This window comes from Zeaxanthinibacter sp. PT1, assembly GCF_028464225.1.
GTDB lineage: Bacteria > Bacteroidota > Bacteroidia > Flavobacteriales > Flavobacteriaceae > Zeaxanthinibacter.
The window spans coordinates 1,140,520-1,166,864 of the sequence record NZ_JAQPCN010000001.1 but is presented as its reverse complement, the minus strand read 5'-3'; the positions used below and the strand labels follow the sequence as shown (position 1 = coordinate 1,166,864).

Sequence of the window (26,345 nt, the reverse complement as noted above, 5' to 3'; positions counted from 1 at the left end):
CCGCGTTAAAATATCATTTAAATGCAAAGAGTACACTTCTCAGCTTCTTATATTTAAGACTTCTTGTTAATAAAATCCATTCCAACACATGAGAAAATTACCATTGGTGTTTGCCCTGTTCTGCCTAATACAGGCGGCGGTTGCACAGGACTACTTTCCTAAGAACGACGGGGTCAAAGAGAAAAACACCAACTACACGGCATTGACCAATGCTACGATTTATGTCACCCATGACCAGGTGATCAAAAAAGGCACCCTGCTAATCCAAGACGGAAAAGTGGTCGCCACCGGCAGTAATGTCAACATTCCCGAAAACACAGTAACTGTGGACCTGCAAGGGAAATTCATCTATCCTTCTTTTATAGACCCCTACACCGGTTTTGGTGTAGACCTGCCCAAGCGGGCAGAGCGCGATGGCAGATCTGCCCAGTACGAACCTTCTCGCGAAGGATTCTACTGGAACGATCATATTATGCCGGAAAATAGCGCAATCGGGAAGTTTGAATATGACAAAATGAAAGCTAAAGAGTACCGGGAAGCCGGATTTGGAGTTGTAAACACCCACATAGCCGATGGTATTGCCAGGGGAACGGGGGCGGTGATCGCCCTGAACGATGAAGGAGGCGATGCGCAACGGATACTGGAAGATGAGTCCGGTCAATTCTTTTCTTTTGAAAGAAGTATTGCCAGCAACCAGTCTTACCCTTCTTCCCTGATGGGTTCTATGGCACTGTTACGACAGATGTACTGGGACGCCGAATGGTATGCCAAAGGAAATGTTGACACCAAAGACCGCTCTTTGGAAGCACTTTTAGAAATCAAAACACTCCCTGCTTTCTTCGAAGCCGGGGACAAAGGCAATGCCCTGCGCGCCGATACCATCGGGGATCGATTTAACACAAACTACATCATCGTTGGTGGTGGGAATGAATACGAGAACATTGATGAGATCAAGGCTACACAGGCAAGATTTATACTTCCGGTCGATTTCCCGGATGCCTATGACGTGACCGACCCTTATGCTGCAAAATACATTGCGCTAGAAGATATGCGCGCCTGGAACCAGGCACCTGGTAACCCAAAAGCCCTCAGCGATAAAGGGATCCCTTTTGCCCTGACGACACATAAACTTAAAAAACCGACAGAATTCGGAGAGAAACTCCAGAAGGCACTTACCTATGGTCTGGACAAGACCAAGGCGCTTGAAGCACTCACCACGGTACCTGCCGCATACCTGAATATGAGCGAAGAGATCGGTAGCTTGCAGAATGGCCGGTACGCTAATTTCCTGGTCACTTCTGGCGATGTGTTTGATAAGAACACCACCTTGTATGAAAACTGGGTACAGGGGGAAAAGCACGTAATCAATAGTTTGGATCAACGCGATCTTAACGGTAAGTACAAACTTGCATTTTCAGGACAAACCTATGACCTGGAGATCAGCGGAGGAGCAGCCAAGCCTAAGTCTAAAGTGAGCAAAGGTGAAGACGAATTAAAGTCGACCATGACCTACAGCGAAAACTGGATGAGCCTGAAGTTCTCTGATGAAAAATCCGGGAAGACCTGGAGGGCTACAGCCCTCGTGCCGGCTAAAGGCAAAAGCATTTCAGGGCGTATCGTATTACCGGACGGCGATGAATCTTCATTCACAGCCACCCGCAGTGGTGATTTGACCTCAGAAGATGAAAAAGAAACAGAAAAAGATAGCAAACCGGAAGTGGTCTCCATCACCTATCCCAACGTGGGCTATGGCTTTAACGAGAAACCCAAACAGACCGATATGCTTTTTAAGAATGCTACGGTATGGACCAGTGAAGATGCCGGGGTACTGGAGAATACTGATGTATTGGTCCGCGACGGTAAGATTGCTAAGATCGGGAAAGACTTGAATGCAGGAAGAGCCGAGGTAATCGATGCCACAGGCAAACATCTTACCGCGGGGGTAATTGACGAGCACTCGCACATTGCCGCCCTCTCCATCAACGAGTCCGGGCAGAATTCCTCGGCCGAGGTTAGTATAGAAGATGTGGTAGACCCGGAAGACATCAATATTTACCGTAATCTTGGCGGGGGAGTTACATCCATCCAGATCCTGCATGGTTCGGCCAACCCTATTGGTGGTCGCTCTGCGATCATTAAACTTAAATGGGGAGAAGATGCAGAGGAGTTAATCTATGACAACAGTCCCAAGTTTATCAAGTTCGCCCTTGGTGAGAACGTCAAACAAAGTAATTGGCAGAGCTTTAATCGTTTCCCCCAGACAAGAATGGGTGTAGAGCAGGTTTTTGTCAACTATTTTAACCGGGCCAAAGCATACGATGCTAAAAAGAAAAGTGGAGAACCCTACCGCTATGATGAGGAGATGGAAGTACTGGCAGAGATCCTGAACGGGGAGCGTTTTATCAGTTCTCACTCTTATGTACAGAGCGAGATCAATATGCTGATGAAAGTAGCCGAACAATTTGGTTTCCGTATAAATACTTTTACCCACATATTGGAAGGCTACAAGGTAGCAGATAAGATGAAAGAGCACGGTGTTGGTGCATCTACCTTCAGTGACTGGTGGGCATATAAGTACGAGGTGAACGATGCTATCCCTTACAACGCTGCAATCATGGCCAATCAGGGACTTACCGTGGCGATCAACAGCGATGACCGTGAAATGTCTCGCCGATTAAATCAGGAAGCTGCTAAAACAGTGAAATACGGGGGCATGAGTGAAGAGGAAGCCTGGAAGATGGTCACCATCAATCCAGCCAAGTTATTGCATATCGATGACCGAGTAGGAAGCATAGCGGAAGGCAAAGATGCTGACCTGGTACTATGGACAGACCACCCGCTTTCCGTAGCTGCAAAAGCAGAAAAAACCATCATTGAAGGTACGGTCTTTTTTGACCTGGAAACAGATCGGGCAAAGCGAGATGCCATACAGGCAGAACGCAGTAAACTTATCGGGATGATGCTCGATGAGAAGAACGGTGGTGCCAAAACCCGTGCTCCTGAAGGGAAAGACCGAATTGACTTTGAATGTGAAACCATTAACTAAGAAATGATGAAATTTTATACCTATATAATCGCAACGCTGGCTTTTATGGCAAGCTCCTTGAGCTTCGCCCAACAGACTCCGGCTGCAGCTCAGGAAGAAGCCATTACCATCAGTGGGGCAACGGCTCACATCGGGAATGGTGAAGTGATAGAGAATGCCGTTATCGTCTTCGAGAACGGGATCATCACAGCCATTGGAAGCGGGGATACCGCCACAAAGGGAAAAGTGATCAATGCCGATGGCAAACACATTTATCCCGGCATCATTGCCCCTGCTAAGTCATTGGGACTTATCGAAATTAACGCAGTACGTGCCAGTAACGACCAGGACGAGATCGGTGAGCTTATCCCTCACGTCCGCAGTATCATTGCCTATAATGCGGAGAGTAAAGTGGTAGAGTCCATGCGTCCTAACGGGGTGCTGATAGGACAAACCACCCCCCAGGGAGGAACCATTAGCGGCACCTCCTCCATCGTTCAGTTTGATGCCTGGAATTGGGAAGATGCCGTAATTAAGGAAGACGACGGTATCCACTTGCACTGGCCAAATACCTTCCGCCGTGGACGCTGGTGGTTAGGAGAAGATCGCGGGTTTAAACCCAATAAGGATTACGCCGAAGATATCGCTGCCATTAAAACATTCATGCAGAACTCCAAAGCTTACAAAGCCAAGGGAGATCAACAACCCAACCAGGCATTTACCGCCATGAAAGGATTGTTTGATGGCTCACAGAAACTCTATGTTTATGCAGATGGTGAGAAGGAGATCATCGATGCAGTGACCACAGCTAAGGAAAGCGGGGTAAAAGAGGTTGTGCTCGTGGGAGGATACGAATCCCATAAGATTATCCCTTTCCTGAAAGAGCATGACATCGCTGTACTGGTACAGGAAACCCATAACGTTCCTGCCCGGGACGACGACGATTACGATCTTCCATACAAATTGCCAAAGCTGCTTGCTGATGGTGGCCTATTAGTAGCCATTCAGAATTCAGAGGCCTCTAATTTCCAGACCAGGAACCTACCGTTTTACGCCGGACAAGTAGCAGGGCAGGGAATGGACATGGAGACAGCTTTAACCTTGATCACAGGGAATTCGGCTAAGATCCTGGGGATTGATGATAAGTACGGCACCCTGGAACAAGGGAAAAGCGCCACTCTTTTTATCAGTGAAGGTAATGCCCTGGATATGCGTACCAACCAGCTTACACATGCCTTTATAGATGGACGAGAAATATCATTGGAAACACACCAGACAAAGCTTTGGAAGCGGTATTCCGAAAAATACGATCGACAGTCCAAGTAAGATAATTCGAGATCACATTAATAAGCCCCTTCACAGGGGCTTTTTTTTATCCGAAAAGGAATGAAAATCCGATTTGAAAATTTACTACATTTAATGTTAAAGATTTAAAAATCAACATCATGACTATTCGTTCATTTCTAATCCCCGTCTTGCTTTTTTGTCTTCAGGTTCAAGGACAGGAATCTCCTAAAGATTACAGTGATGCTATAAAGTTGATCGAGGTCTGGCTCGATGCCCAAAAGGATTATGAAAACCTGCCCGGTATCTCGGCCATCGTGGTAAAGGACCAGGAAGTGCTCTGGCAGGGTGGTTATGGCATGGCCAACAAGGAAGATAATACCTTCACAACTGCTGAGACCATCTGCAGTATTTGTTCTATTTCCAAGCTTTTCACTGCCGTAGCCGTCATGAAATTATATGAAGAAGGAAAATTGCGACTGGATGACGAGATCGGGGACATTCTCCCCTGGTACAACCTGGAGCAGAAATTTTCGGACAGCGGACCGGTGACCGTACGCACCTTGCTGACCCACTCTTCAGGGTTGCCCAGGGAAGCGAACTTCCCGTATTGGACAGGTCCCGATTTCCCATTCCCAAGTGAAGAACAAATCCGTGAAGAATTAAGTCAGCAAGAGACCCTTTACCCTGCCAGCACTTACTTCCAGTATAGTAACCTTGCCCTCACCCTTCTTGGGGAAATTGTCACCGAGGTGTCCGGTATGCCGTACGAAGAATACATTGCAGAGAACATCCTGGACCCTCTGAATCTATCAGATACCAGGACCAGTTTACCCCAGGAGCTCTATGGCAAACAACTCGCTATTGGTTACAGCGCCATCAAACGCGATGGCAGCAGGGACCGACTCAAATTATTCCAGGCTAACGGGATCACCCCAGCAGCCGGTTTTTCCTCCAATGTTAGAGACCTTGGTCAATTCGCTTCCTGGCAATTGCGCTTATTAGACACCACTACGGCAGATATCCTGAAACCTGCAACTCTCAGGTATATGCAGCAGGTACATTATACAGATCCAGGATGGAATGTGACCTGGGGTCTTGGGTTTGCAGTCAGGAAAGCCGATGACGGGGGCAGCTGGGTAAGTCATGGAGGCAGTTGTCCGGGCTACCGATCCGTATTAATGTTGCATCCCAAGAAAGAACTGGCCTATTCCGTGATGATCAATGCCAATGGGACTAATCCCGGCAAATACGCCATGGGAATGCATAAAATCTTATCTAAGGTTAAGAATGGTGATGATGAAACAGGGGAAGTGAAAGATCTCTCGGAGTATACCGGCTACTACGATACCCAGCCCTGGGGGAGTGAAGCCTATATCGGGAGCATGAATGGCCAACTGGTAGAGCTTTACCTGCCAACAGACGACCCATCCGAAGCCATGACCTTTTATAAACATATTGAAGGAGATACTTTTCGCCGCGTAAGGGATGATGACGAACTGGGGGAAACACTGGTCTTTGAAAGGGATGCAGAAGGCCGGGTTACCCGTCTGAAGAATCATGATAATTATGCTGCTAAAGTGAAATAACAAGCCTTCCAATGCACGCTTCAATACCACAAAAAGCCTCGGAAACGGGGCTTTTATTATTTCTCGAGTAACTGTGCTGTAACATTTTCTTTCAAGACTTATCTCTATAGGCAAATCAACCATAAAGTTTACTCACATAATGAAGAAATTATTACTGCTGTCCCTTGTACTGACATCCTTGAATATTATTCCGGTTCAGGCTAAAAAATTCAAGAACTATGCGGTAGAAATGAACGGGCTTAGCTTCCGCATAGATCCCAGGATCGAATTGTTTAACATCATCGCCATGCAATTTGGGCACAACGGGATGAGCCTGCAAAACCTGGAATATAAGAGAGATTGCCTGGATAAATTTGAAGCTTTCCGCAACCATCCTGCTTCGGAAATCCTGAAAGAAACCTGGACCAAAGGATGGGGTGTAGATGATCCCATATTCTTCCTGCTACACCTGGACAGGGATTTTAAGCTGAAAGACGGACTGCACCCGGACATTATTTCAAGAGGCGGAGGTATGGAACAATTACAGAAATTGGCAAGCGCTATGCGCGATTATGCGGAGCTTTCGGGTTTCTACCAGTACTTCAATGAAAGTAAAGCTTCCTACTATGAGCAAATACTGGATACTACCCGTTACCATTTTGAACAGTTAGCGCTCATCCCGGTGATGGAATCCTATTATGGTGAAAAAGCAAGTTCGTATACCATCGTATTAAACCTGTTGGGGGCTTATGGGAATTTCGGCACCTCTGTCCCCGGCCCTGAAGGAAAGGAATTATTCGCCGTCATTGAACCCGTCAGTAATTCGGGTACCTTGCCCGGCTTTTATCCTTCACCGCAGATTGTTGATCTTATTTTGCACGAATTCACTCATGGTTTTATAAATGATCAATTAGAGCCATTTCAGTCAGACATTCAAGAACTTTCTCATCTGTACCCTCCGTTGCAAGTGGTTATGGAAGCCCAGGGGTATCACAATTGGAACAGTAGTTTTAATGAACACCTGGTGCGGTCCCTGACCACACGCCTGGCGGCTGAACTGTTTAGTCCGGTTGTATCAGAGCACGTATACCTCCGCTTAGTGTACGCCAGGAAATTTCAATATGCCAGCAGCATAATCCCACTTTTAAAAGATTACGAACGGCAAAGAAAGACATATCCCAGGTTTCAGGACTTTCTGCCCAGCTTGTTAGATTCATTCAGGACTACTGTTATGCCCTCCGAACCGATCAAATTCCACGATCAAAAAAGTGTCCCCAAACCTTTTGAGTTTTCAAGGGATAGTACCACAATCTTTGTCCTTCCCACCAAGGAAGCAGACAGTTCGGAGATGAAAAAGTTGCATCAATGGGCAAATGATTATAAGAATATGATCTCCCCGGACAGCCGGCTGATAACGGACGAAGCAGCGCTTCAGCTGGATTTAATAGGACATGATCTTGTGATCTTTGGCACCCCTGCAGGTAACATGCTTCTCAACAGCTTTAAGGACTTGCTGCCCGTACTGGTCCGCCCGGAGGGAATTTACACCAACAAGTTGATTCCCGGCACTGATCTCCAATTGGTCCTCAGTTGGTTTAATCCATTTGATGAGGACAAGGCTGTAATCATCTATACGGGGCAGCAGGTGCAGAATATCCGGGATTTTCATTATTCGCCGGTCAAGGACCAATTCCATTATTGGGTGGGTAAAAACCTAATCACCCTGGATAAAGGAGATTATCAGCAATATTTCGGGGCATGGGTACCTCCCCTTAATTAAAATAGCGCTCTAGAAAAACTTCCGTAAATCAGTTTTGTTTCCTTAAATTGGTTGCTTATAACCCGATCATTACACCCTTTAAATTATGAATACGCTTTTCAAGACCTGCCTGGTATTCTTTGTATCTGTTACAGTAATTAATGCACAACAGAAAACCTCAGATTCTATCCCGGAACCACAGCGCTTTGTGACCCAGCACCAGCTGACCAATGGGGGAAAGACCATAGCCTACACTGCAACCGCATCGGAGACCCATCTGAAAAATAAAAAAGGAGAACCCACAGCAGCACTTTGGTCCGTGGCATATACCAAAACCGGTTCCGGCGATAGCGCCAACAGGCCGGTCACCTTCGTCTTTAACGGTGGTCCCGGTTCTGCATCGGTATGGTTGCATATGGGGATGTTTGGTCCTAAACGGGTCAGGGTTCCTTCAGACGCAGACAAGGACGACGGGGCAGCGCCTTACCCGGTAGAAACAAATTCAGCAGGCATTTTTGACCTGACAGACCTGGTATTTATAGATCCCGTGGGTACTGGGTACAGCAGGGTCATCGGTAAAGGTAAAGAAGAAGATTACTGGGGGCTTATGGAAGACGCAAATTCTATAGCCCAATTTATGCGCAGCTGGATCACGGAGAACAACCGCTGGATGTCTCCCAAATATATCGCAGGGGAAAGCTTTGGCACCACCAGGGCGGCTGCCGTAGCCAATGTATTAGAAGAAGACGGGCAAAGCATGGCACTGAACGGGCTGATCCTCATATCACAGGCATTGGATTACGCCGGCTCTACTTCTGTCCATAACAATATAACCTCCTATCTCACCTACCTTCCCAGCATGGCCGCTACGGCCTGGTACCATAAGAAAGCGGGGCAGGGAAAATCTTTGGAAGATTTTGTGCAGGAAGCCCGGGAATTCACTTATGATACTTATGCCCCGGCCCTCTATAAAGGCAGCCTTTTAGTGGGAAGCGAGCGAGAACAATTGGCAGAGCGCTTATCTTATTTTACCGGGCTGGACAAGCAGTACATCATAAAATCTAACCTTCGGATCCTGGTCCCCAGGTTCCAGAAGAAATTGCTTGAAGAAAATGGCAAAGCCGTTGGCCGTTTAGACGGTCGGTTCATGGGACCGGAAATAGACCTGGTTGATGACGCTCCCCATTTAGGGGACCCGGCAAGTTACCAGATCGGGGATGCTTATACCGCCGCCCTGAACCATTACCTTGCCACGGACTTAAAAGTGAAAATGGACAGGCCTTACCTTACGTCGAACAGCGAACTGGGCGGCAAATGGCGATGGAGACCTGTACCTGATGGAAAATACTGGGAACCCATGCCCGTGAACACCGCTACTATGCTGGCTGAAACTATGCAGCGGAACCAGGACCTGAAAATATTGGTTGCCAATGGGTATTATGACCTGATCTGCCCGTTTTTCGATGCAGAATACACCTTCTCCCGGCATGGGATAGACAGGGACCGGGTTGACATGAAATACTACCAGGCCGGCCATATGATGTATACCCACGAGGAAGATTTCACAAAACTTTCAGAGGATATCCGGCTCTTCTTCACGGATTAGTCCGTTAGTAGCTTCCAATTTGGTATAAATAGAGATGCAGGCAATCCCTTGGCGGATTCGACACGTGTTTCTAACCTCCTTCCTATACTTTTGGTCCGTAATTTTATATATGAATTAGCACTGTATCGCTAATACATTACGTTAAGTTGCGGTTTGTGGGTTCAGGCTTTGTCTATCGATGTCATCTATCGGAACACCATCCTTAAAATTAGCAACTAGTCAATAATTTCACATTAAATAGTATACCCTTAAACAGTGCATTAGCAGATAGCTGCGCTACGATTTGATTATATGCCCGTATAAACTTACTTTTGCAGCCCGAATTTAAAAAGTGATCTACAGCATCCCGGTGCTGAAATTCCGAACAAAAATGAAAATGACTATGAGGATATCGCTCCTGACATTATTGACGCTTATATTATTCAGTATACCCACCCAGTCTTCTGCACAAGTTGATGAATCTCAATACGGTGCCTGGTATATGTATTTCTGGAACACCGATTTTAAAGAGAGTAAGTTCGGTTTACAGGGAGATGTTCAATACAGGAACTGGGACCTCGGGGGAGACCTGGAGCAGTTATTGTTACGAGGTGGTGTTACTTACCAACCAGAAAACACAGACCTTTTATTAACCCTGGGGTATGGTCATATCACTACAGGTACTTTTGGCGACAGTGACGCTAAGACCACTGAAAGCAGGATATACCAGGAAGCTCTTCTCCCGGGACAGATAGGGCAGCGAATCTTTTTAAAACATCGCTTCCGTTACGAGCAGCGATTTGTAGAAAACCAGGATTTTCGCACCCGGTACCGCTATAACCTATTTGTAAACATTCCTTTTAACCAGGCCAACCTGGACCAGGGAGCTGTATACCTGGCACTTTATAACGAATTGTTCATCAACGGGGAAAGAAGCATAGGCGAAGGCCAAAGCGTAGAACTATTTGATAGGAACCGTTCTTATGCGGCTCTTGGGTATTCCGTCAAGAATAATCTGAAGGTACAATTTGGTGTGATGCGACAGATTACCGACAACATCAGTAAGAACCAACTACAACTAAGCTTGCACCACAGCTTCTAGAAATCGATCACGGTTGAAGGCTTTGATAAATATTTTACAAAACATCATCCCGCAATTCATATAAGCTGCTGGATGCCAATGAATTAATTTCCTATTTTTAAAAAATTCGCATTAAAAGAAATCTCATGAAAGATCATCAGAATCCCTGGCATAAGGTCAATATTGGAAAAAACGCCCCGGACGTCGTTAACGGCATCATTGAAATTCCCCGGGAAACCAGGGCCAAGTACGAACTGGACAAGGAGTCCGGCTTACTGATGATGGACAGGGTATTGTACTCCTCTATGTACTATCCTGCGAATTACGGTTTTATTCCGCAAACCTATTGTGATGATAAAGATCCACTGGATATCTTAGTTCTTTCACGTATCAATATTGTTCCCATGTGTATAGTATCTGCCAATGTGATCGGTGTGATGCGCATGCTTGATGAGGGAGAGGCAGATGATAAGATCATCGCAGTTGCTACCAATGATATGAGTGTGAATCACATTGAGGATATCTCTGAGCTGCCCGTACATTTTTTCCAGGAACTTCAGAATTTCTTTGAAGACTATAAAAAACTGGAGAACAAAACTGTACTGGTTGAAGACTTCCAGGATGCTAAAGTGGCAAAAGAAATCGTCCTTAAGAGTATGGAAGATTACAAGAATTTGGTCCTCGAAGAGAATTTAACCTAGAGAACTGGAGGGGTTAAAAACTTTCGAAGATTTCCTGGAAACGGAAAATAACTCCTCCTCCTTATTTGCATTGAACAAGGACCGGCCTGGCAGCAGCTATACCGGTCCTTTTTAATATATTACCCTATGGATCTGACCAAAGAAATCATCCTGGAGAACCACAGGGTACAACTGTCTCCCTTGAAACAAGAACACCTGGCCGATTTATTACCCATTGCTCTGAAGCATCCTGGGCTGCTGCGGTATTCCCCTTCCCCCTTCGGTACAGAGAAAGAACTGCTGGCTTATATCTGTGTGGCCTTACAGGAAAGAGATGCAGGCAGGCGCTATCCTTTTGTCACCTTAGACAAAGATGCGGGGAAAATAGTTGGCAGCAGTAGTTTCGGAAATATCTCCCTAAAAGACAAACGAATGGATATCGGGTGGACCTGGCTGGAAAAGGCTGCGCAAGGCACCAGCCTGAACCGCCATTGTAAATACCTGATGCTGCAATATGCCTATGAAATCTTGAAGTTTGAAAAAATAGAATTTAAAATAGACAGCCGGAATACACAATCGCGCAGAGCAGTTGAAAAGATCGGGGGCGTGCAGGAAGCAAAACTCAGGAGCCATACCGTAATGGCCGATGGATACCGCCGTAATACCGTTATCTATGGAATCCTTAGGAAAAAATGGCCTGATGTTAAACATACTGTATTCAAAGAACTGACCCTTGATTAGATTAATGGCTGATCAAAAAAGACCCTCCTTCTTTTTCGAGTTTACTTAACTTTATTCAAGTAAACTAAACACAATTATCACTATATCATAATCTTATGGAGGGACTAAAGAATTACATACATTATATTTCATTAGGTGTAGAATCTATAGGTATCCTTGTCATCGTCCTGGGTATTCTCTTTTATTTGTTCCGCTTTCTCATAAAATTAAATTCAGCTAACCGGGTAAACTACGCTTCATTGAGGCAGTCTTTGGGAAAATCCATTTTGCTTGGTCTTGAGATTCTGGTTGCCGCAGATATTATCTCTACCGTTGTGGCTGAACCCAGCCTACGGTCCGTCGCTATACTGGGACTGATCGTTCTGATAAGAACCTTTCTCAGCTGGTCTCTGGAGGTAGAATTGGAAGGCCGGTTTCCCTGGCAGAAAAAACCGGGAAGCGAGGGAAAGCTTTAAGTGCCAGATTCCGTAAAACTGTTGTATCTTAAGATAGCAAACGACAACCGGTAATTTTTAACTTATTGATATCCTTTGAGGGTCAAAACCCCTAGGTACCACTGGCAGTCTTTGACTTTCTCTAAAAACATCTGCCATGGCGAAAAAGACATTCGGTACTTTTGCCGGGGTATTCGCCCCAACCACCCTTACCATCCTGGGAGTGATTATGTATATCCGGCAGCCCTGGGTGGTGGGTAACGCAGGTATCATCGGAGCCCTGTCTATTGTTCTGCTGTCCGTCGCCATCACCGTGACAACGGCACTTAGCTTGTCTTCAATTACCACCAATGTCCGTATCGGTGCCGGCGGAGCATTTAGCCTTATATCACAATCCCTGGGACTGGAGATAGGCGGATCTATCGGTATCCCTTTCTATTTTGCGCAAGCCATCGCCGTGGCCATGTATATATTCGGGTTCCGGGAAGGGATACAGACCCTACTCCCAAGTGTCAGTCCCCTGCTCCTGGACATCAGCATCTTTGCCCTGGTGATGACCATTGCCTTTATCAGCACGAGTTTTGCATTCAAAATTCAATATGTAATTTTAGGTATTATTGCCCTATCCCTGGTTTCCATATATGGCTCCCTCTTTGTGCAGGATCTGAACTATGAGCTTCAGTGGTTCGGAGAATACCCGGGGTCCCCGGAGAACAATATGAGCGGTTCCTCGTTCTGGACCGTGTTTGCGGTATTCTTCCCGGCTGTGACAGGTGTTATGGCAGGGGCCAATATGAGTGGGGACCTGGCCAACCCAAGGAAGAGTATTCCTTACGGCACACTGAGTTCGGTGGTGATCACTACCCTGATCTACCTGAGCCTGGTCTTTGTCGCTGCCCTGATCGCCAGCCCGGAAGAACTGGCGTCAGACTATAATATTTTTATTGAAAATGCACTATGGGGTCCGATTGTTCTTGCCGGACTTTTGGGGGCTACCCTTTCTTCGGCCCTGGGCTCCTTTGTCGGGGCCCCGCGGATTCTGCTTGCCCTGGGGGAGAAACAAATCCTTCCTAAAAGTCGGGCCCTGGCAAAAACCTCCGCAAAAGGAGAGCCGGTCAACGCCATGTTGGTTACAGCTGTCATCGTTCTTTTCGGTATTTCCCTGCGTAACCTGAACACCATTGCCCCGCTCTTGACCATGTTCTTTATGATTACCTATGCCATGGTGAATATCGTTGCCCTGGTAGAACAAACCCTGGGCCTGCCCAGTTACAGGCCCACTTTAAAGATCCCACTGATCATTCCGGCCCTGGGGGCTTTTGGTTCTATAGCAATTATGTTCATCATCAACGTACTGGCCGCTCTTTTCGCACTGATCTTTATCGTCATGTTCTATTTTTACCTGGTCAAAAAGAATATCAGGTCAGAGGCCGGGGATTCCCGCAGTGGTCTGTTTACCGCCCTGGCAGCCTGGGCTACCGAAAAGACCAACAGCATTAGCCCTAAAAAGGAGGTGCGCTCCTGGAAACCGGATTTGCTTATCCCGATGACCATGCCAAAAGAGATCCGTAGCTCTTTTAAACTGATCCGATCTATTGTCTATCCAAAAGGCTCTGTCAAGATTTTAGCCTTCCGAAATGATGACCCTGCCGAACAGCGAAATCTTGAAAGTTTTCTTTACAACGCCGTTCAGAAGTTCAAGGAGGCTGATATCACTGTTTCCTACACTTTTATAGACAATGTGGATTTCAATACTACCCTCAATGTGAGCATGCAGTCCCTGAATGCTGCATTTTTTAAACCCAATATCGTTTTTGTCAGTGTAGACAGTGAGAATCCCCAACTGTCCTATTACAATAAGCTGATACAGGATGCTAAAAAAAATGGATTTGGAACTATTATCTATGTCCCCTTTTCAACAGCCAGTCTAGCCATTGAAAAACACATTACACTCTGGATGACCAACATTCCCCGGAATTGGAAAGAGTCGTTTAACATCCGGGAAAATAACCTGTCTACCTTGATTTCCCTCTTGCTGCGTAAGAACTGGAAAGGCCATATAGATGTTAAGATCCTGAACAATGACCCGGAACTGAGTTTTTCAGCGACGGATCTGGACGACCTGATGACCATGGTCCGATTCCCCAAGTCGACCACCTTTGAACTTAAACAAGGACATCTCCTGGACCAGGTGAAAAGTGAAAAAAGCACCGATGTCAACGTCATCAGTATAGAGGGAAAAATGACCATAGAAGAAATGGTCCTCCTAGTGAACGAGTCCAGGATCTCTGCGATTTTCTGCGGGGATTCCGAATTTGAAAATGTAATGGTATAAGCAAAATGATCAACCTGAAGAATATACAGACCGAAGTAGATGCCAGCTATTTGTACAAAGTACTTGCAGCGGTAGAAGAAGACCCCAATGTAGCCAGTGTCTTTGAGCAGATGAGCCAAATAGAACAAGGGCATGCTGTAGCTTTTATGAAAAAGAATGGTATGGATCCTGCAAATTTACCCGGACCTTCCTGGAGGGCCCGTTTACTCCATACCATAGGAAAGATCCTCGGCTATGATTATATCCTCGGGGTACTGATGGATACGGAAAAGAGCATAGCCTCGGCAGCCCAGAACCTAAGGCGTACTTCTAAAACAGAGCCCTCCCTTTCCGATACGGCCCACGTAGCTATTTTAAGAAATATCCTCGAAGGGGATTACGAACTGTCCGGAAAAGACCTCGCCCGTTTTGAAAAACGCCACAGGCATGTGGGAGGAAATGCATTACGTGCTGCCGTACTGGGCGGGAATGACGGGCTGGTGTCTAATTTCAGCTTAGTGATGGGTATAGCCGGTGCCACGAGTGGGCGCACCGAAATTTTACTGGCAGGGATTGCAGGACTGCTCGCCGGGGCACTATCCATGGCCTTAGGAGAGTGGATTTCTGTTAAAAGCTCCCAGGAACTCTATGAAAACCAGATGGACCTGGAGATGGAAGAGCTGGAAACCAACCCGGAAGGGGAAGAACAGGAACTGGCTCTGATCTACCAGGCAAAGGGCATTCCCGCAGAACAGGCAGCAGCAATGGCCAGCGAAATTATGGCCGACAAAACCCTGGCCCATGAAGTTCTCGTAAAGGAGGAATTGGGGATCAGTGCCGAAGAGATGAAGGGATCTCCTATGCAGGCCGCACTATCGTCTTTTGTAATGTTCGCTTTTGGCGCCATCATCCCGGTAATACCCTTCTTTCTGACAACAGGCATGCAAGCTGTAATTCTCAGCTCCCTCTTCAGTGCCCTGGGCCTCTTTGTGATCGGCGGTGCTATTACCCTTTTTACCGGGAAAAATGTCTGGTATTCCGGGTTCCGGCAAGTACTCTTTGGCCTGGTAGCAGCGGCGATCACATTTGGGATCGGCTCCCTGGTCGGAGTTTCCCTGGCTGGCTGATCCGGAAATTTTCAGGACAAAATACTGGCAGTGACCTTCCGGGGAGCTCAGTGTTTTTGCCGTGAAAAAATTGGCTAAAAATGGGTACATTTAACATCCTGACAAACAAAACAAAATTTTATACCAGAGAAAAATGAAATACCTGAGTACGTTCTTACTGTTCCTGACAGTATCCCTGACCTTCGCACAAGTTAACCTTGATTACCAGAAACCCTCTCCGGAGATCCTGGAATTGGTTGATGTGGAGCGGGCGCCCACCGTTTTATTTGATAAAGATAAGGACCATATGATCTTACTGTACCGGGATGCCTATAAGTCTATAGAAGAACTCTCACAAGAAGAATTACGCCTGGGAGGCCTTCGTATTGACCCAAAGACCAATATAGGTTCAAGGACTACCTATTACAATAATGTACGGCTGAAACCTCTGGCTAAGAAAAATGCCGAAATACAGCAGGTTAGCGGCCTTCCCGAAAATCCTAAACTCTCTAATTTCAGCTTTTCTCCGAACCAGGAGAAAATCGCCATGACCCACACTTCTAAAGAGGGAGTGGAGCTCTGGGTCCTCTTCCTGCAGGAGGCAAGGGCAGAAAAACTTAGCGGCCCAAATTTAAATGCCAACCTGAGAGACGTGATTAACTGGTTTGAGAACGGGCAGCATATTCTGGTGAAAATGGTTCCCGGGAACAAACAACCCCTGGTCGATGCCGGGGCTGCCGTTCCTGCCGGACCCACCATATCTGTGAACGATGGAAAAAAAGCCCAGAACCGCACCTACCAGGACTTATTGAAGAATAAGAACGATGAGCATAATTTTGAGCAACTGGCCCTTTCTGAACTTACCAAGGTATCATTACAAGGTGAACAACAACCCTGGTTAGAACGTGCTATGTATAACAATATCAGTTTTTCTCCGGATGGAGAATACGTGATGGTCAATACCGTAGAAAAACCATTTTCATACCTGGTACCATACTATCGTTTTCCTTCCACCACTACTATTTATACTAAGGATGGTACAAAAGTGAATACCGTTGTGGAAGTCCCACTGATAGAAGATCTGCCCAAAGGATTTATGGCCGAAAGGAAAGGGAAAAGAGATTTTTCCTGGCGAGCAGATCAGCCTGCCACCCTGGTATATGCGGTAGCCCTGGACGGTGGCGACCCGGACAATGAAGTGGACTACAGGGACGAGGTATTTCAACTTAAGGCACCCTTCAGTGGGGATGGTGAAAGCCTGTTGAAGACGATCAATCGGTACCGCTATATAGAATGGGGAACGGATGAACTGGCGGTGGTACACGACTACTGGTGGAATACCCGGAATACTAAAACCTATGCAATTGATCCCTCCGATGCTTCTAAGGAACCTAAAATACTGTTCGATCGAAATTACCAGGATGTCTACAGCGACCCGGGCAGTTTTGTCAAGACTCATAACGAATTCGGTTCTGAGGTGCTTGCCCTTAAGAACGGGAAAGCCTTCTTACTGGGAGATGGATTCAGCGATGAGGGACAATTCCCCTTTGTAGACCAGTTAGATCTCAAAAATGGAAAAAGCAGCAGGTTGTATACCTCTCCTTACAAGGACAAAAAAGAAACCCTGGTCGCTTTTGACCCGGATAATAAGGAACTAATCGTACGACTGGAATCTCCTACCGAGTATCCCAATTATTACGAAAAGCAAATCGGTAAAAAGAAAACAGAGCAATTAACAGCTTTTGAAAACCCGTTTAAAAGCCTGCAGGACGTGCATAAGGAAGTGATCACCTACAAGCGTGATGACGGAGTAGAGCTTTCCGGGACCCTCTACCTGCCTTCCAATTATGAGCAGATGGGTAAAATGCCCATGATACTATGGGCCTATCCCAGGGAATACAAGGATAAATCCACAGCCGGGCAGAACACCAATAATCCCAATGAATTTACCTACCCCTATTACGGTTCCATGGTCTATTGGGTGAACAAAGGTTACGTGGTCCTGGATGATGCTTCCTTCCCTATCCTGGGTGAAGGGGAAGAAGAACCCAATGACAGTTTCAGGAAACAACTGGTAGCCAATGCCAAAGCCGCCATAGATGCCGTAGACAGCATGGGCTATGTAGACCGTGACCGTGTTGCGGTTGGAGGACATAGCTATGGCGCATTCATGGTAGCCAACCTTTTATCTCACTCAGACTTGTTTGCTGCTGGAATCGCGAGAAGCGGTGCCTATAACAGGACACTGACACCTTTTGGTTTCCAGAGTGAAGAACGATCGTATTGGGATGCCCCGGAAATCTATTACACCATGTCTCCTTTTATGCATGCGGATAAAATGAAGACGCCATTACTGCTTATTCACGGGGAAGCAGATAATAATTCGGGCACCTATCCAATGCAGAGCGAACGATATTTTAACGCCTTAAAAGGTCTGGGCGCTACGGTCAGGCTTGTAGTGCTCCCTAAAGAGAGCCATGGCTACAGGGCAAAGGAAAGTATACTGCACCTGCTTTGGGAACAAGACCAATGGCTGGAAAAATATGTGAAGAACAAAACTGCTGACGAATCCTCTAAATAAACCAACCTATTATGAAAAGCTTTAGCCTCCTCTTTTTGTGCCTGCTCCTGCTCTCCTGCGGAGAACAGACCACATCCGAAGAAAAAAGCACCGCTGAAAATACTTACCTGGATTACTCTGACAGGGATGACAAACTCAGCGGGGGCGTTAAATTAATCCCGATTGAGACTGCTTCCGGGACTTTTAAGGTATGGACCAAGAGAGTTGGCAACAACCCGGATATGAAGGTGTTGCTGTTGCACGGCGGTCCCGGGGCTACCCATGAGTATTTTGAGGTGTTCGACTCTTATTTCCCCAACGCGGGAATAGAATATTACTACTATGACCAACTGGAATCTGCTTATAGTGATCAGCCCAATGACAGTACACTTTGGTCGGTGGACCGATACGTAGACGAGGTGGAGCAGGTGCGGCAGGCATTAGGACTGGACAGCACCAATTTTTATATCCTGGGTAGTTCCTGGGGCGGAATCCTGGGGATGGAATACGCCCTGAAACACCAGGATAAAATGAAAGGTCTTATCGTATCTAATATGATGGCTTCTATCCCGGACTATATGAAGTACGCAGAGGAGGTTCTTGGACCACAACTGGATCCGGAAGTACTTGCGGAAATCCGTCAACTGGAAGCTGAAGGCAAATTCACCGACCCTCGCTACTTGGAGTTAGTAGGCACCCATTATTATCCAAAACATGTTCTACGCATGCCGCCGGACCAATGGCCAGACCCTGTAAACCGAGCTTTTGCGAATATCAATTACGACCTGTACCTCACTATGCAGGGACCCAGTGAATTCGGGGTAGTAGGAGATGCCAAGCTTAAGAACTGGGACATCAAGGAGCAATTAAAAAATATCAGTGTACCGACCTTAGCTATAGGCGGGGCACATGATACCATGGATCCGGAACATATGGAGTGGATCGCAGATGAAGTGCAGAACGGTCGCTACCTATACTGCCCGGAAGGGAGCCACCTGGCCATGTATGATGATCCCGAGACCTATTTTGAAGGAGTGATCCGGTTTATCAAAGATGTGGATCAGGGGAAATTTTAAGGATATAACCCGGGCTATAAAGGTTATGTTTTCCAAACCAATACCTGTATGCCGTAAATAGACCATAATTAAGAAAACTATGGGCAGGAAGAAAAACATTCCCCTGACGGCCATTATATTAGAGGCATTTCTGGTGGTCTTAGGAGTTGTGCTTGCATTTTCCATTAACCAATGTCGTGAAAATCGGGATGTAAATAACCATGCAGCCCATGCGTTGGAGACGGTTTACAGGGAAGTTGAGAATAACAGGGAATTGATTGTCAAAAACCTGGAATATCATCGTTACCTCGTAGACACTTTGAAATTTTATGTAGGTAAAGATTCCTTGCTCCCTCCTATTTCGCTCTTTAACGGGGGTTTTATTGCACAAAGGCAACCCTTGGCTACGGCCTGGGAAGCGGCTCGGGCTACGGATGCCTTAAGGAATATGGAATACGGCACCGTACTTGAACTTTCAGAACTCTATCAATTACAGCAGCGTTATGATTTCCAAGCCAGGGCCATTGGCGACCAGCTGTATGGTCTGATGATACAGCAGGGAATCAAATCTATCTTGGACAAAAGCGATAACCTTTTCAATATCATCTATATGTTTATCTATAGAGAGGAACAATTACTGAGTGCCTACGCCACTTTTTTAAAAGACAAGGATGTTAGCTTGATAATCCAGGAAGAAAAATGAATTAGGCCAATACTTTGCTTTTCTCCTGGAAGGTATATTGAGACCGTGTGCCGCAAACACATTAAAACAGGATTGCCCAGCAAGAATTACAATAAACTTATTTCTGCCTTCGTTTTTAGCAAAAGGAAATGCTTTTTCCTTTTATGAACCAATCGAATCGCCCGATGAAGAAACTTAGGCCTCCACTGTGGAGAAAAGATAAAATTGTTTACTATTTCCTGATCGTATTTTTTCCGTCTGTCCTTTTCCTGGGCATTGCGCTATCCGGGCTTATGGAATTAGGATTTACGCCCATGGAGATCCTGCGTGATCCAGCCCAGCAGATGAGTTATCCCAGTGTATTGGGTTTTGTCTCTAATATAGGGGTCTGGCTGTGGATCAGTGCCGGGAGTATCTGTTTTTTTACCCTACTCACCCGTTGGCAGGAACTCAGCCGTTGGCAACAGGAATTACTACTGTTAGTGGGGATACTGGCCATGTCACTGGGCGCTGATAATTTTTTTATGCTGCACGAACGATTTAATGAAAAGATCTTTTTCCTATTCTATGCCTTGGTAGCCGTAATGCTGCTTTACCGGTATTACAGTTATATAATGCGGATAGAACCCCAGGGGTTTTTAATGACAGGACTGTTCCTGGCCACCTCTGTCTTGATCGATATGACTCAAAGGTTTTTCCCTGCAGAGCTACTGGAAATTCGAATTATTATGGAAGATGGTGCCAAATTCATGGGTGCTGCAAGCTGGCTCTATTTCTCAGCCCGAATCTCGACCATTCCCAGGGCCACTGTTGTCTAGGTATTTCCTCCCTCCTAAAACCGCAACATCTTAAGCGGTAATAGCTTACTTTTAGTAAAAGATGTAATATGCTTTATACCCTGTCCAGGTGGGTCGTGATTGGCTTTGCCCTGTTCATAATACTCGTGGGTGTCTTTATGCTCCTGCATCCTATACGAGCCCGGAACTACATAGCATAAGCAGCGAGTACCCCCGTTATTCATTATAGTGAGATCCTGATCCGGATGATCCCAGCAACCGCCCTGATCCTTGTGGCAGATGAGAGCCGTTACCCTTATATATTTCTGGGTGGTTTTATTAACCTTACCTCTGTTGTCCTACTCTTAATCCCAAGGCAACTACATCATAAATACGCTTTATGGTGTGCGTCACAGCTGAATTCTTTTTTGATTCGAATGCTTTCTCCACTTAGCCTGTGCTTTGGTATCGGTTTGCTCTATGTCCTGGGTTCGTACTTCCGCCAAACCATTAATCAACTGCAGCTTGAACATTTTTACTATGGATTATCCCCTTGCATTTTGTCGATTCATGATCATAAATTAACTCGGACTAGAGTTTTTCTCGGTTTCATAGGTATTTTCCTACAGTGATATTGTTATAATTTTAACAAATATAATACGTCTGTGTTGTATCCGTAACAACATATAAGCTTTTCACAATTTTTTACGAAAACGTTTTCGCAAAGGATCAAAGATTTTTTTATTGAGCACTTATTGTTCCTCAGGGTCAACTAATATCGGGGTGGGTTGTAGATGTTCCGGCCTAAAAAAACTATGATTTTTATCAATTTCCCCGAAAAATTTCGTGCATTTCATCGATTTTTTCGACCGATCAGCCCTTATGTTAATTTTAACTTTTATTTTGGGCACTTTGGAATTTTGATGGATTCTTAGTCAAACTCAGTTTTCATTATATAATATTTTCTAAAAAGCCCTTTTTATTATTAACCCACTAAATTTTTCATTCTATGAAAAAACTATTACCCAAAAAATTAATTCTCACCGCTTTGTCCTGTTACTCGGGTATGATGTGCTTGCAGGCACAGACCAGTTCACAGGATATTTCGACTAATCTGTCCGAAGACCAGCGAGTGAATTCTTTTACGATGGAACCGCTTCGCGGCACACCATCTATCATAAAAATGAATACCTCCGGGGCTACCCTCGGCGTTAACGATGTCCCCGCCTTCCTGCGCGGCGCAATGGGCGTTGGTAACGAAACTATTTTTAATAAAATTTCAAGCATTAACACCAATGGTGTACAGGTGGATAAATACCAGCAGGTTACTAATGGAATCAAGGTAGAACACGGTGTGTTCAAAGCCACGTCACGGAAAGGCATTGTATACGGTCTTACCGCGGAATACTACAATTTACCGGCTTCCATAACTTCTACCGCGTCATTAAGCGAATCAGCCGCCTTGCAAAAGGCATTGGATCATGTCGGCGCAAGTCTTTATGCCTGGGAATATATTGAAAGCCTTGGCAACTCCCCCGAGATCACCGCGGCATATAACGAGGTTTATCCAAAAGGCGAGTTGGTCTTTGTGGACAATTACCTTACTGATGCTGTTGATCTCGCCTTGGCTTATAAATTCAATGTTTATGCTGCCGAGCCATTATCCCGTGCAGACATTTATGTAGATGCTAACAACGGGCAGGTGCTTTTGCTAGATGCCATCATTAAACACGCCGATGGCCACGGAAAAGAAGAGATCCGCAACATGGTTGGAAAAGCCGGGAAGAAGAACACCCAGCCGTTACCGGTGATGGCAGCACAAGGTGACACTCGCTACGCCGGCACCAGGATGTTTGACACATCCTTGGAAAACGGTATGTATGTCCTTAAGGGAACCACTCCTACAGGGGTGGCGAATGAGACTCGCTCTATGGAGGGCATCGGTGGACTTCCCCTTAGTGTGCCAGCTATTTACACCCTATCCGAACCTATCTATGACGGGGACGGGGACCTTTTAAACCCTGAAACTGCTGATAATAACTGGACTGCAGCAGAACACCGCAAGGATAACTTCTCGGCAACTAACCCTTACCCGGTGGCTAACGAGAAGAATAATGATGACGTGGCACTTGATGCCCACTGGGGTGCGGAGATCGTGCTGAATTACTGGCAGGAGAAACACAACCGTGACAGTTATGACAACCTGGGTACCAAGGTCTTTAACTATGTACACTACGGTGATGGCTACGACAACGCATTCTGGAATGGTTCTGCCATGACCTACGGGGATGGAAGCTACCAGGGAGGCACAAATCCTGATGGTTCGTTTGCTCCCTTAACATCGATGGATGTATGCTCGCACGAGATTGGCCATGGAGTCTGCGAATTCACTGCAGACCTGGTTTACCAAAGAGAGTCGGGTGCCATGAACGAAGGTTTTTCTGATATCTGGGCTGCCGCAGTAGAACAGTATGTACTGACAGAAATTGATGGCTCGCTGAACTATGACCCATGGGGTATCGGTGAGCAGATCGATGAGCGTGATGGTGGCTTACAGCCCGGTGATCCCAATGCAGTAGCCCTACGCTGGATGGACGACCCTAAAGCGGCCGGAGATCCTGATTCTTACGGTGGTGCTAACTGGAAGGAGCCGGAATGTGGAACGCCTACCCTTGCGAATGACTATTGTGGCGTACACACTAATAGCGGTGTACTTAACAAATGGTACTACCTACTGGTAACCGGAAGCGGACAGGCATTTTCCGCCGGAAGTGGAAAAGCAGCCAGTGACGACCAGGTTTCTGACGGTGGTCGTCAGTACGAAGTACAGGGAATAGGTTTTGACAAAGCTTCGGCCATAACATACTTAGCAGAAACAATGCTGGCGCCGAATGCCAAGTTTATCGATATGAGGCAGGCCTCTATCTTCGCAGCACAGGTGCTTTACGGAATAGGTTCTAACGAAGAGGTTCAGACCACCAATGCGTGGTATGCAGTAGATATTGGAGATGCTTTTTCTGCCGGTGACCCTAATACCATTACCTTCAGCGACAGTAATGTCCTGATCTTTTCCGAAGATAATGCGATTAATGGTTGTGCGGATGTCAATACCTATAACGTACTTATCGGAAGTGTGGAAGTTCCCCAAGGAACAACGATCAATATTAGTACAGCAGGAAGCACAGCTACCCGCGGACAGGATTACGACATCTCCGGACAGTCCTTTACTTTCAACGGTTCAGAAACCAATAATATTACTGTTACCGTTTATGATGATGCAGTAGTTGAACAAACCGAGACGATTGTCTTATCTTTTGTTTACAACGGGCAATTGCTGAAGCAAGAATTCTCTATCGGGGATAATGACTTTGCCCCGAGAACAGGAAATTCACCTTTTGATCTGCTTGCCACGGAAACCTTCTCTAACGATGGGATGCCTAATGGCTGGTCCATACAAAACGTATTGGACGGGGTGAACAAATGGACCTTTAACGGAACGGGTGAAGCCGCAGGAAAAGCCTTCATCACAACCCTAGGTGCAGATGTCCCTACTTACGATCAATTAGTAGATGCAAATACTATACTACGTTCACCAATGCTGAATGCAGGTGCTGCCAGCGATGTTACCGTAAGCTTTGATTGGAAAGCAGGTGGGGAGACGGATGCTGTGGAAACTCATATCTTGTTCGATTATGGCGAATTCATGTACTCCCTGGATGGGGTGAACTGGACGACCGTAGAGCAATTTGTGGGTGATGCCGCGGGAGTTAGTCCTGCAAGTGGAACCTTTAACGGGGTGATTCCACAGGTAGATGGCAAGAACTTCTTCCTTGGTTGGAGATGGTATAATGACGCCCTGGTCGGAACTGCTTTCAGTATGACCGTGGATAACGTCACCGTTACCGCTACTCCTGCAGGAATAGCAACCGAAAAGGGATCTTCATCTACCACCCAGGTTCACTTGGGACAGACTATCTACTTCATGAGTAATTCCGATAACGGCCTGATCGCCAAGATCGAGAACGTATCTGAAGACCTTGGTTGTGTTACCATGTCTGTTATCGATGAGGGGACCAGCTTCAGGATCTTTGATAATGTAAATACGGCCAGGCCTTCCAAGGCTTTCGGTATCAGTGTTGAAAACGCTAATGCCACCTATGACCTGACCCTCTACTTCACGGAAGATGAACTGAATGCTTTTGATGAAACGGTATCCTTGATCCCAATGAAAGTAAATTCATCCAATATGAATGATGCCGACGCAGACCTGCATAACTTCCAATTGAATGGTCAGTTGACCAATGTAGATGTGGACGGGCAATTCAGGGCCTTTACCGGTACTTTTAAAGGATCTGGTGCGGCCAGTATCGTCCAGGAATTTGATTATACTCCCGGTGACCCTGTAGATCCGACGGATCCCACAGATCCCACAGATCCTACAGATCCTGGAAATGATGACGATGATGACGATGAAAGACACGATGGTAAACACGATCATAAAGATCATAAGCATAAGGTTAAAGGCGATAAAGGCGGATTCGCAGAATTCACCGTATTCCCTAACCCTGCTGTGACGACCATCAATATCAGCACGGCAGATGCCAACATGGTTGCTGTTACCGTATTTGACCTGATGGGCGGAGTGCCGATGAGCCAGCAATTTGGTTTAGGCATTAACAGCGTTGAGCTGGATGTAGCCCAATTAAACCCGGGACTTTACATTATGCATGTACTGGCCGATAATGGTGAAACATTCGTCTTAAAATTCTTTAAGCAATAACGATAACCATACGCTTGACTGTGAAAAGGGGTAGACGAAAGTCTGCCCCTTTTTTTTTATCTGCAATCCTCCCCTGCTCATTATAACACCTCATCCCACCATAAAATACAAGCCCTGCCCCTTTGGAAGCAATGCGCCTTGCAAGCAAAACAGCATAATAATCAGATTTTTAACAGTTTAGAATATAATCTATATTCTATAATTGTTATATTTATCCAACCAAAGATCCCCCAGATCGCCAACCGCCTCTGACTAACCCTCGGAGTAATACTTAACCTCATGCCAACATTGATTATTGAGAGACCTTCTCATTGGATGACCCGGGAAAAAGCATATCGCCTTTTTATCAATGGCAAGCAACTGGGATCAATTAAAAACGGGGAAACTATACAGTATAGCATCGAACCCGGAAACCACATCCTGAAAACCGATATTGACTGGTTCAGGAGCCATACCATGGTTTTTGAAATCCAGCCCGATGAAAAAAAAGTGCTGAAGGTAGATGGTGCTAAATACGGGGCATTACTTTTGCCATTTTACCTCCTCTGCCTGCTCGCCTGGTACATCCTTCAGAATTTCATCGCTATCGACTATTTCGTTCTCTGGGGTGCTCACCTGCTGTTATATATCCTGATCATGTTCAGCATTCTCTTCAGGAAAGGCAGGTATGTACGGGAAGTTGAAATAGGATAGTAACATCATACTTGAATCGCCTTCAGCTTAGCCAGGGAATCTTATTATAAAATAGGTATATCCCCGTGCAGGGGATAGTACAATTTAGAATTGTGCCAATGCAGTTAGCATCCGGTTCCAGCTGCCATAAGAATAGGTCGCGGGGCTTTCAATTCACGGGTCTCTCTATTAATGAACCGATATTCGCCATCAGGCCGAACAAGGCCTGATCTTTTCCTATTA

Annotated in this window: 17 protein-coding genes; all 17 read left to right on the top strand. The window is 46.0% G+C overall.

What is annotated here, in order from left to right; all coding sequences use genetic code 11:
* Nucleotides 1-88 precede the first annotated feature (88 nt).
* A complete protein-coding gene (locus PP178_RS05065; protein WP_272593220.1) occupies nucleotides 89-3,046 on the top strand; it encodes an amidohydrolase family protein in 2,958 nt (985 codons plus the stop codon).
* A gap of 6 nt (nucleotides 3,047-3,052) precedes the next feature.
* Nucleotides 3,053-4,351 (top strand): amidohydrolase family protein, encoded by a 1,299-nt coding sequence (locus PP178_RS05060; protein WP_272593619.1) that lies wholly within the window; start codon nucleotides 3,053-3,055, stop codon nucleotides 4,349-4,351.
* Between the two features lie 119 nt (nucleotides 4,352-4,470).
* Nucleotides 4,471-5,898 carry a serine hydrolase gene (locus tag PP178_RS05055; protein ID WP_272593219.1) on the top strand — a complete coding sequence of 476 codons (1,428 nt, stop codon included), beginning with the start codon at nucleotides 4,471-4,473 and terminating at the stop codon, nucleotides 5,896-5,898.
* A gap of 139 nt (nucleotides 5,899-6,037) precedes the next feature.
* Nucleotides 6,038-7,657 carry a DUF4932 domain-containing protein gene (locus PP178_RS05050; RefSeq protein WP_272593218.1) on the top strand — a complete coding sequence of 540 codons (1,620 nt, stop codon included), beginning with the start codon at nucleotides 6,038-6,040 and terminating at the stop codon, nucleotides 7,655-7,657.
* A gap of 85 nt (nucleotides 7,658-7,742) precedes the next feature.
* Nucleotides 7,743-9,242 carry a S10 family peptidase gene (locus PP178_RS05045; protein ID WP_272593217.1) on the top strand — a complete coding sequence of 500 codons (1,500 nt, stop codon included), beginning with the start codon at nucleotides 7,743-7,745 and terminating at the stop codon, nucleotides 9,240-9,242.
* A gap of 370 nt (nucleotides 9,243-9,612) precedes the next feature.
* Nucleotides 9,613-10,323 (top strand): DUF2490 domain-containing protein, encoded by a 711-nt coding sequence (locus tag PP178_RS05040; RefSeq protein ID WP_272593216.1) that lies wholly within the window; start codon nucleotides 9,613-9,615, stop codon nucleotides 10,321-10,323.
* Between the two features lie 125 nt (nucleotides 10,324-10,448).
* Nucleotides 10,449-11,003, top strand: a complete 555-nt coding sequence (locus tag PP178_RS05035) for an inorganic diphosphatase (protein ID WP_272593215.1) — start codon at nucleotides 10,449-10,451, stop codon at nucleotides 11,001-11,003.
* A gap of 126 nt (nucleotides 11,004-11,129) precedes the next feature.
* Nucleotides 11,130-11,723 (top strand): GNAT family N-acetyltransferase, encoded by a 594-nt coding sequence (locus tag PP178_RS05030; protein ID WP_272593214.1) that lies wholly within the window; start codon nucleotides 11,130-11,132, stop codon nucleotides 11,721-11,723.
* Nucleotides 11,724-11,818: 95 nt separating this feature from the next.
* Nucleotides 11,819-12,178 carry a DUF1622 domain-containing protein gene (locus PP178_RS05025; protein ID WP_272593213.1) on the top strand — a complete coding sequence of 120 codons (360 nt, stop codon included), beginning with the start codon at nucleotides 11,819-11,821 and terminating at the stop codon, nucleotides 12,176-12,178.
* Between the two features lie 136 nt (nucleotides 12,179-12,314).
* Nucleotides 12,315-14,492, top strand: coding sequence for an amino acid permease (locus PP178_RS05020; protein ID WP_272593212.1), 2,178 nt, complete (start codon nucleotides 12,315-12,317; stop codon nucleotides 14,490-14,492).
* Between the two features lie 5 nt (nucleotides 14,493-14,497).
* Nucleotides 14,498-15,598: a VIT1/CCC1 transporter family protein gene (locus PP178_RS05015; protein ID WP_272593211.1), complete on the top strand. Its 1,101-nt coding sequence runs from the start codon at nucleotides 14,498-14,500 to the stop codon at nucleotides 15,596-15,598.
* A 133-nt stretch (nucleotides 15,599-15,731) separates the two neighbouring features.
* A complete protein-coding gene (locus PP178_RS05010) occupies nucleotides 15,732-18,158 on the top strand; it encodes an alpha/beta hydrolase family protein (RefSeq protein WP_272593210.1) in 2,427 nt (808 codons plus the stop codon).
* An 11-nt stretch (nucleotides 18,159-18,169) separates the two neighbouring features.
* The gene (locus PP178_RS05005; RefSeq protein ID WP_272593209.1) at nucleotides 18,170-19,213 is read left to right on the top strand and encodes a proline iminopeptidase-family hydrolase; all 1,044 of its coding nucleotides are present in this window, start codon (nucleotides 18,170-18,172) and stop codon (nucleotides 19,211-19,213) included.
* A 79-nt stretch (nucleotides 19,214-19,292) separates the two neighbouring features.
* Complete coding sequence (locus PP178_RS05000) at nucleotides 19,293-19,895, top strand: hypothetical protein (RefSeq protein WP_272593208.1); 603 nt, start codon at nucleotides 19,293-19,295, stop codon at nucleotides 19,893-19,895.
* A gap of 164 nt (nucleotides 19,896-20,059) precedes the next feature.
* Nucleotides 20,060-20,692: a hypothetical protein gene (locus tag PP178_RS04995; RefSeq protein ID WP_272593207.1), complete on the top strand. Its 633-nt coding sequence runs from the start codon at nucleotides 20,060-20,062 to the stop codon at nucleotides 20,690-20,692.
* Between the two features lie 967 nt (nucleotides 20,693-21,659).
* On the top strand, nucleotides 21,660-25,430 hold the full coding sequence (locus PP178_RS04990; RefSeq protein WP_272593206.1) for a M4 family metallopeptidase: 3,771 nt from the start codon (nucleotides 21,660-21,662) through the stop codon (nucleotides 25,428-25,430).
* 279 nt (nucleotides 25,431-25,709) lie between these two features.
* Complete coding sequence (locus PP178_RS04985) at nucleotides 25,710-26,123, top strand: hypothetical protein (RefSeq protein ID WP_272593205.1); 414 nt, start codon at nucleotides 25,710-25,712, stop codon at nucleotides 26,121-26,123.
* Nucleotides 26,124-26,345: the final 222 nt, after the last annotated feature.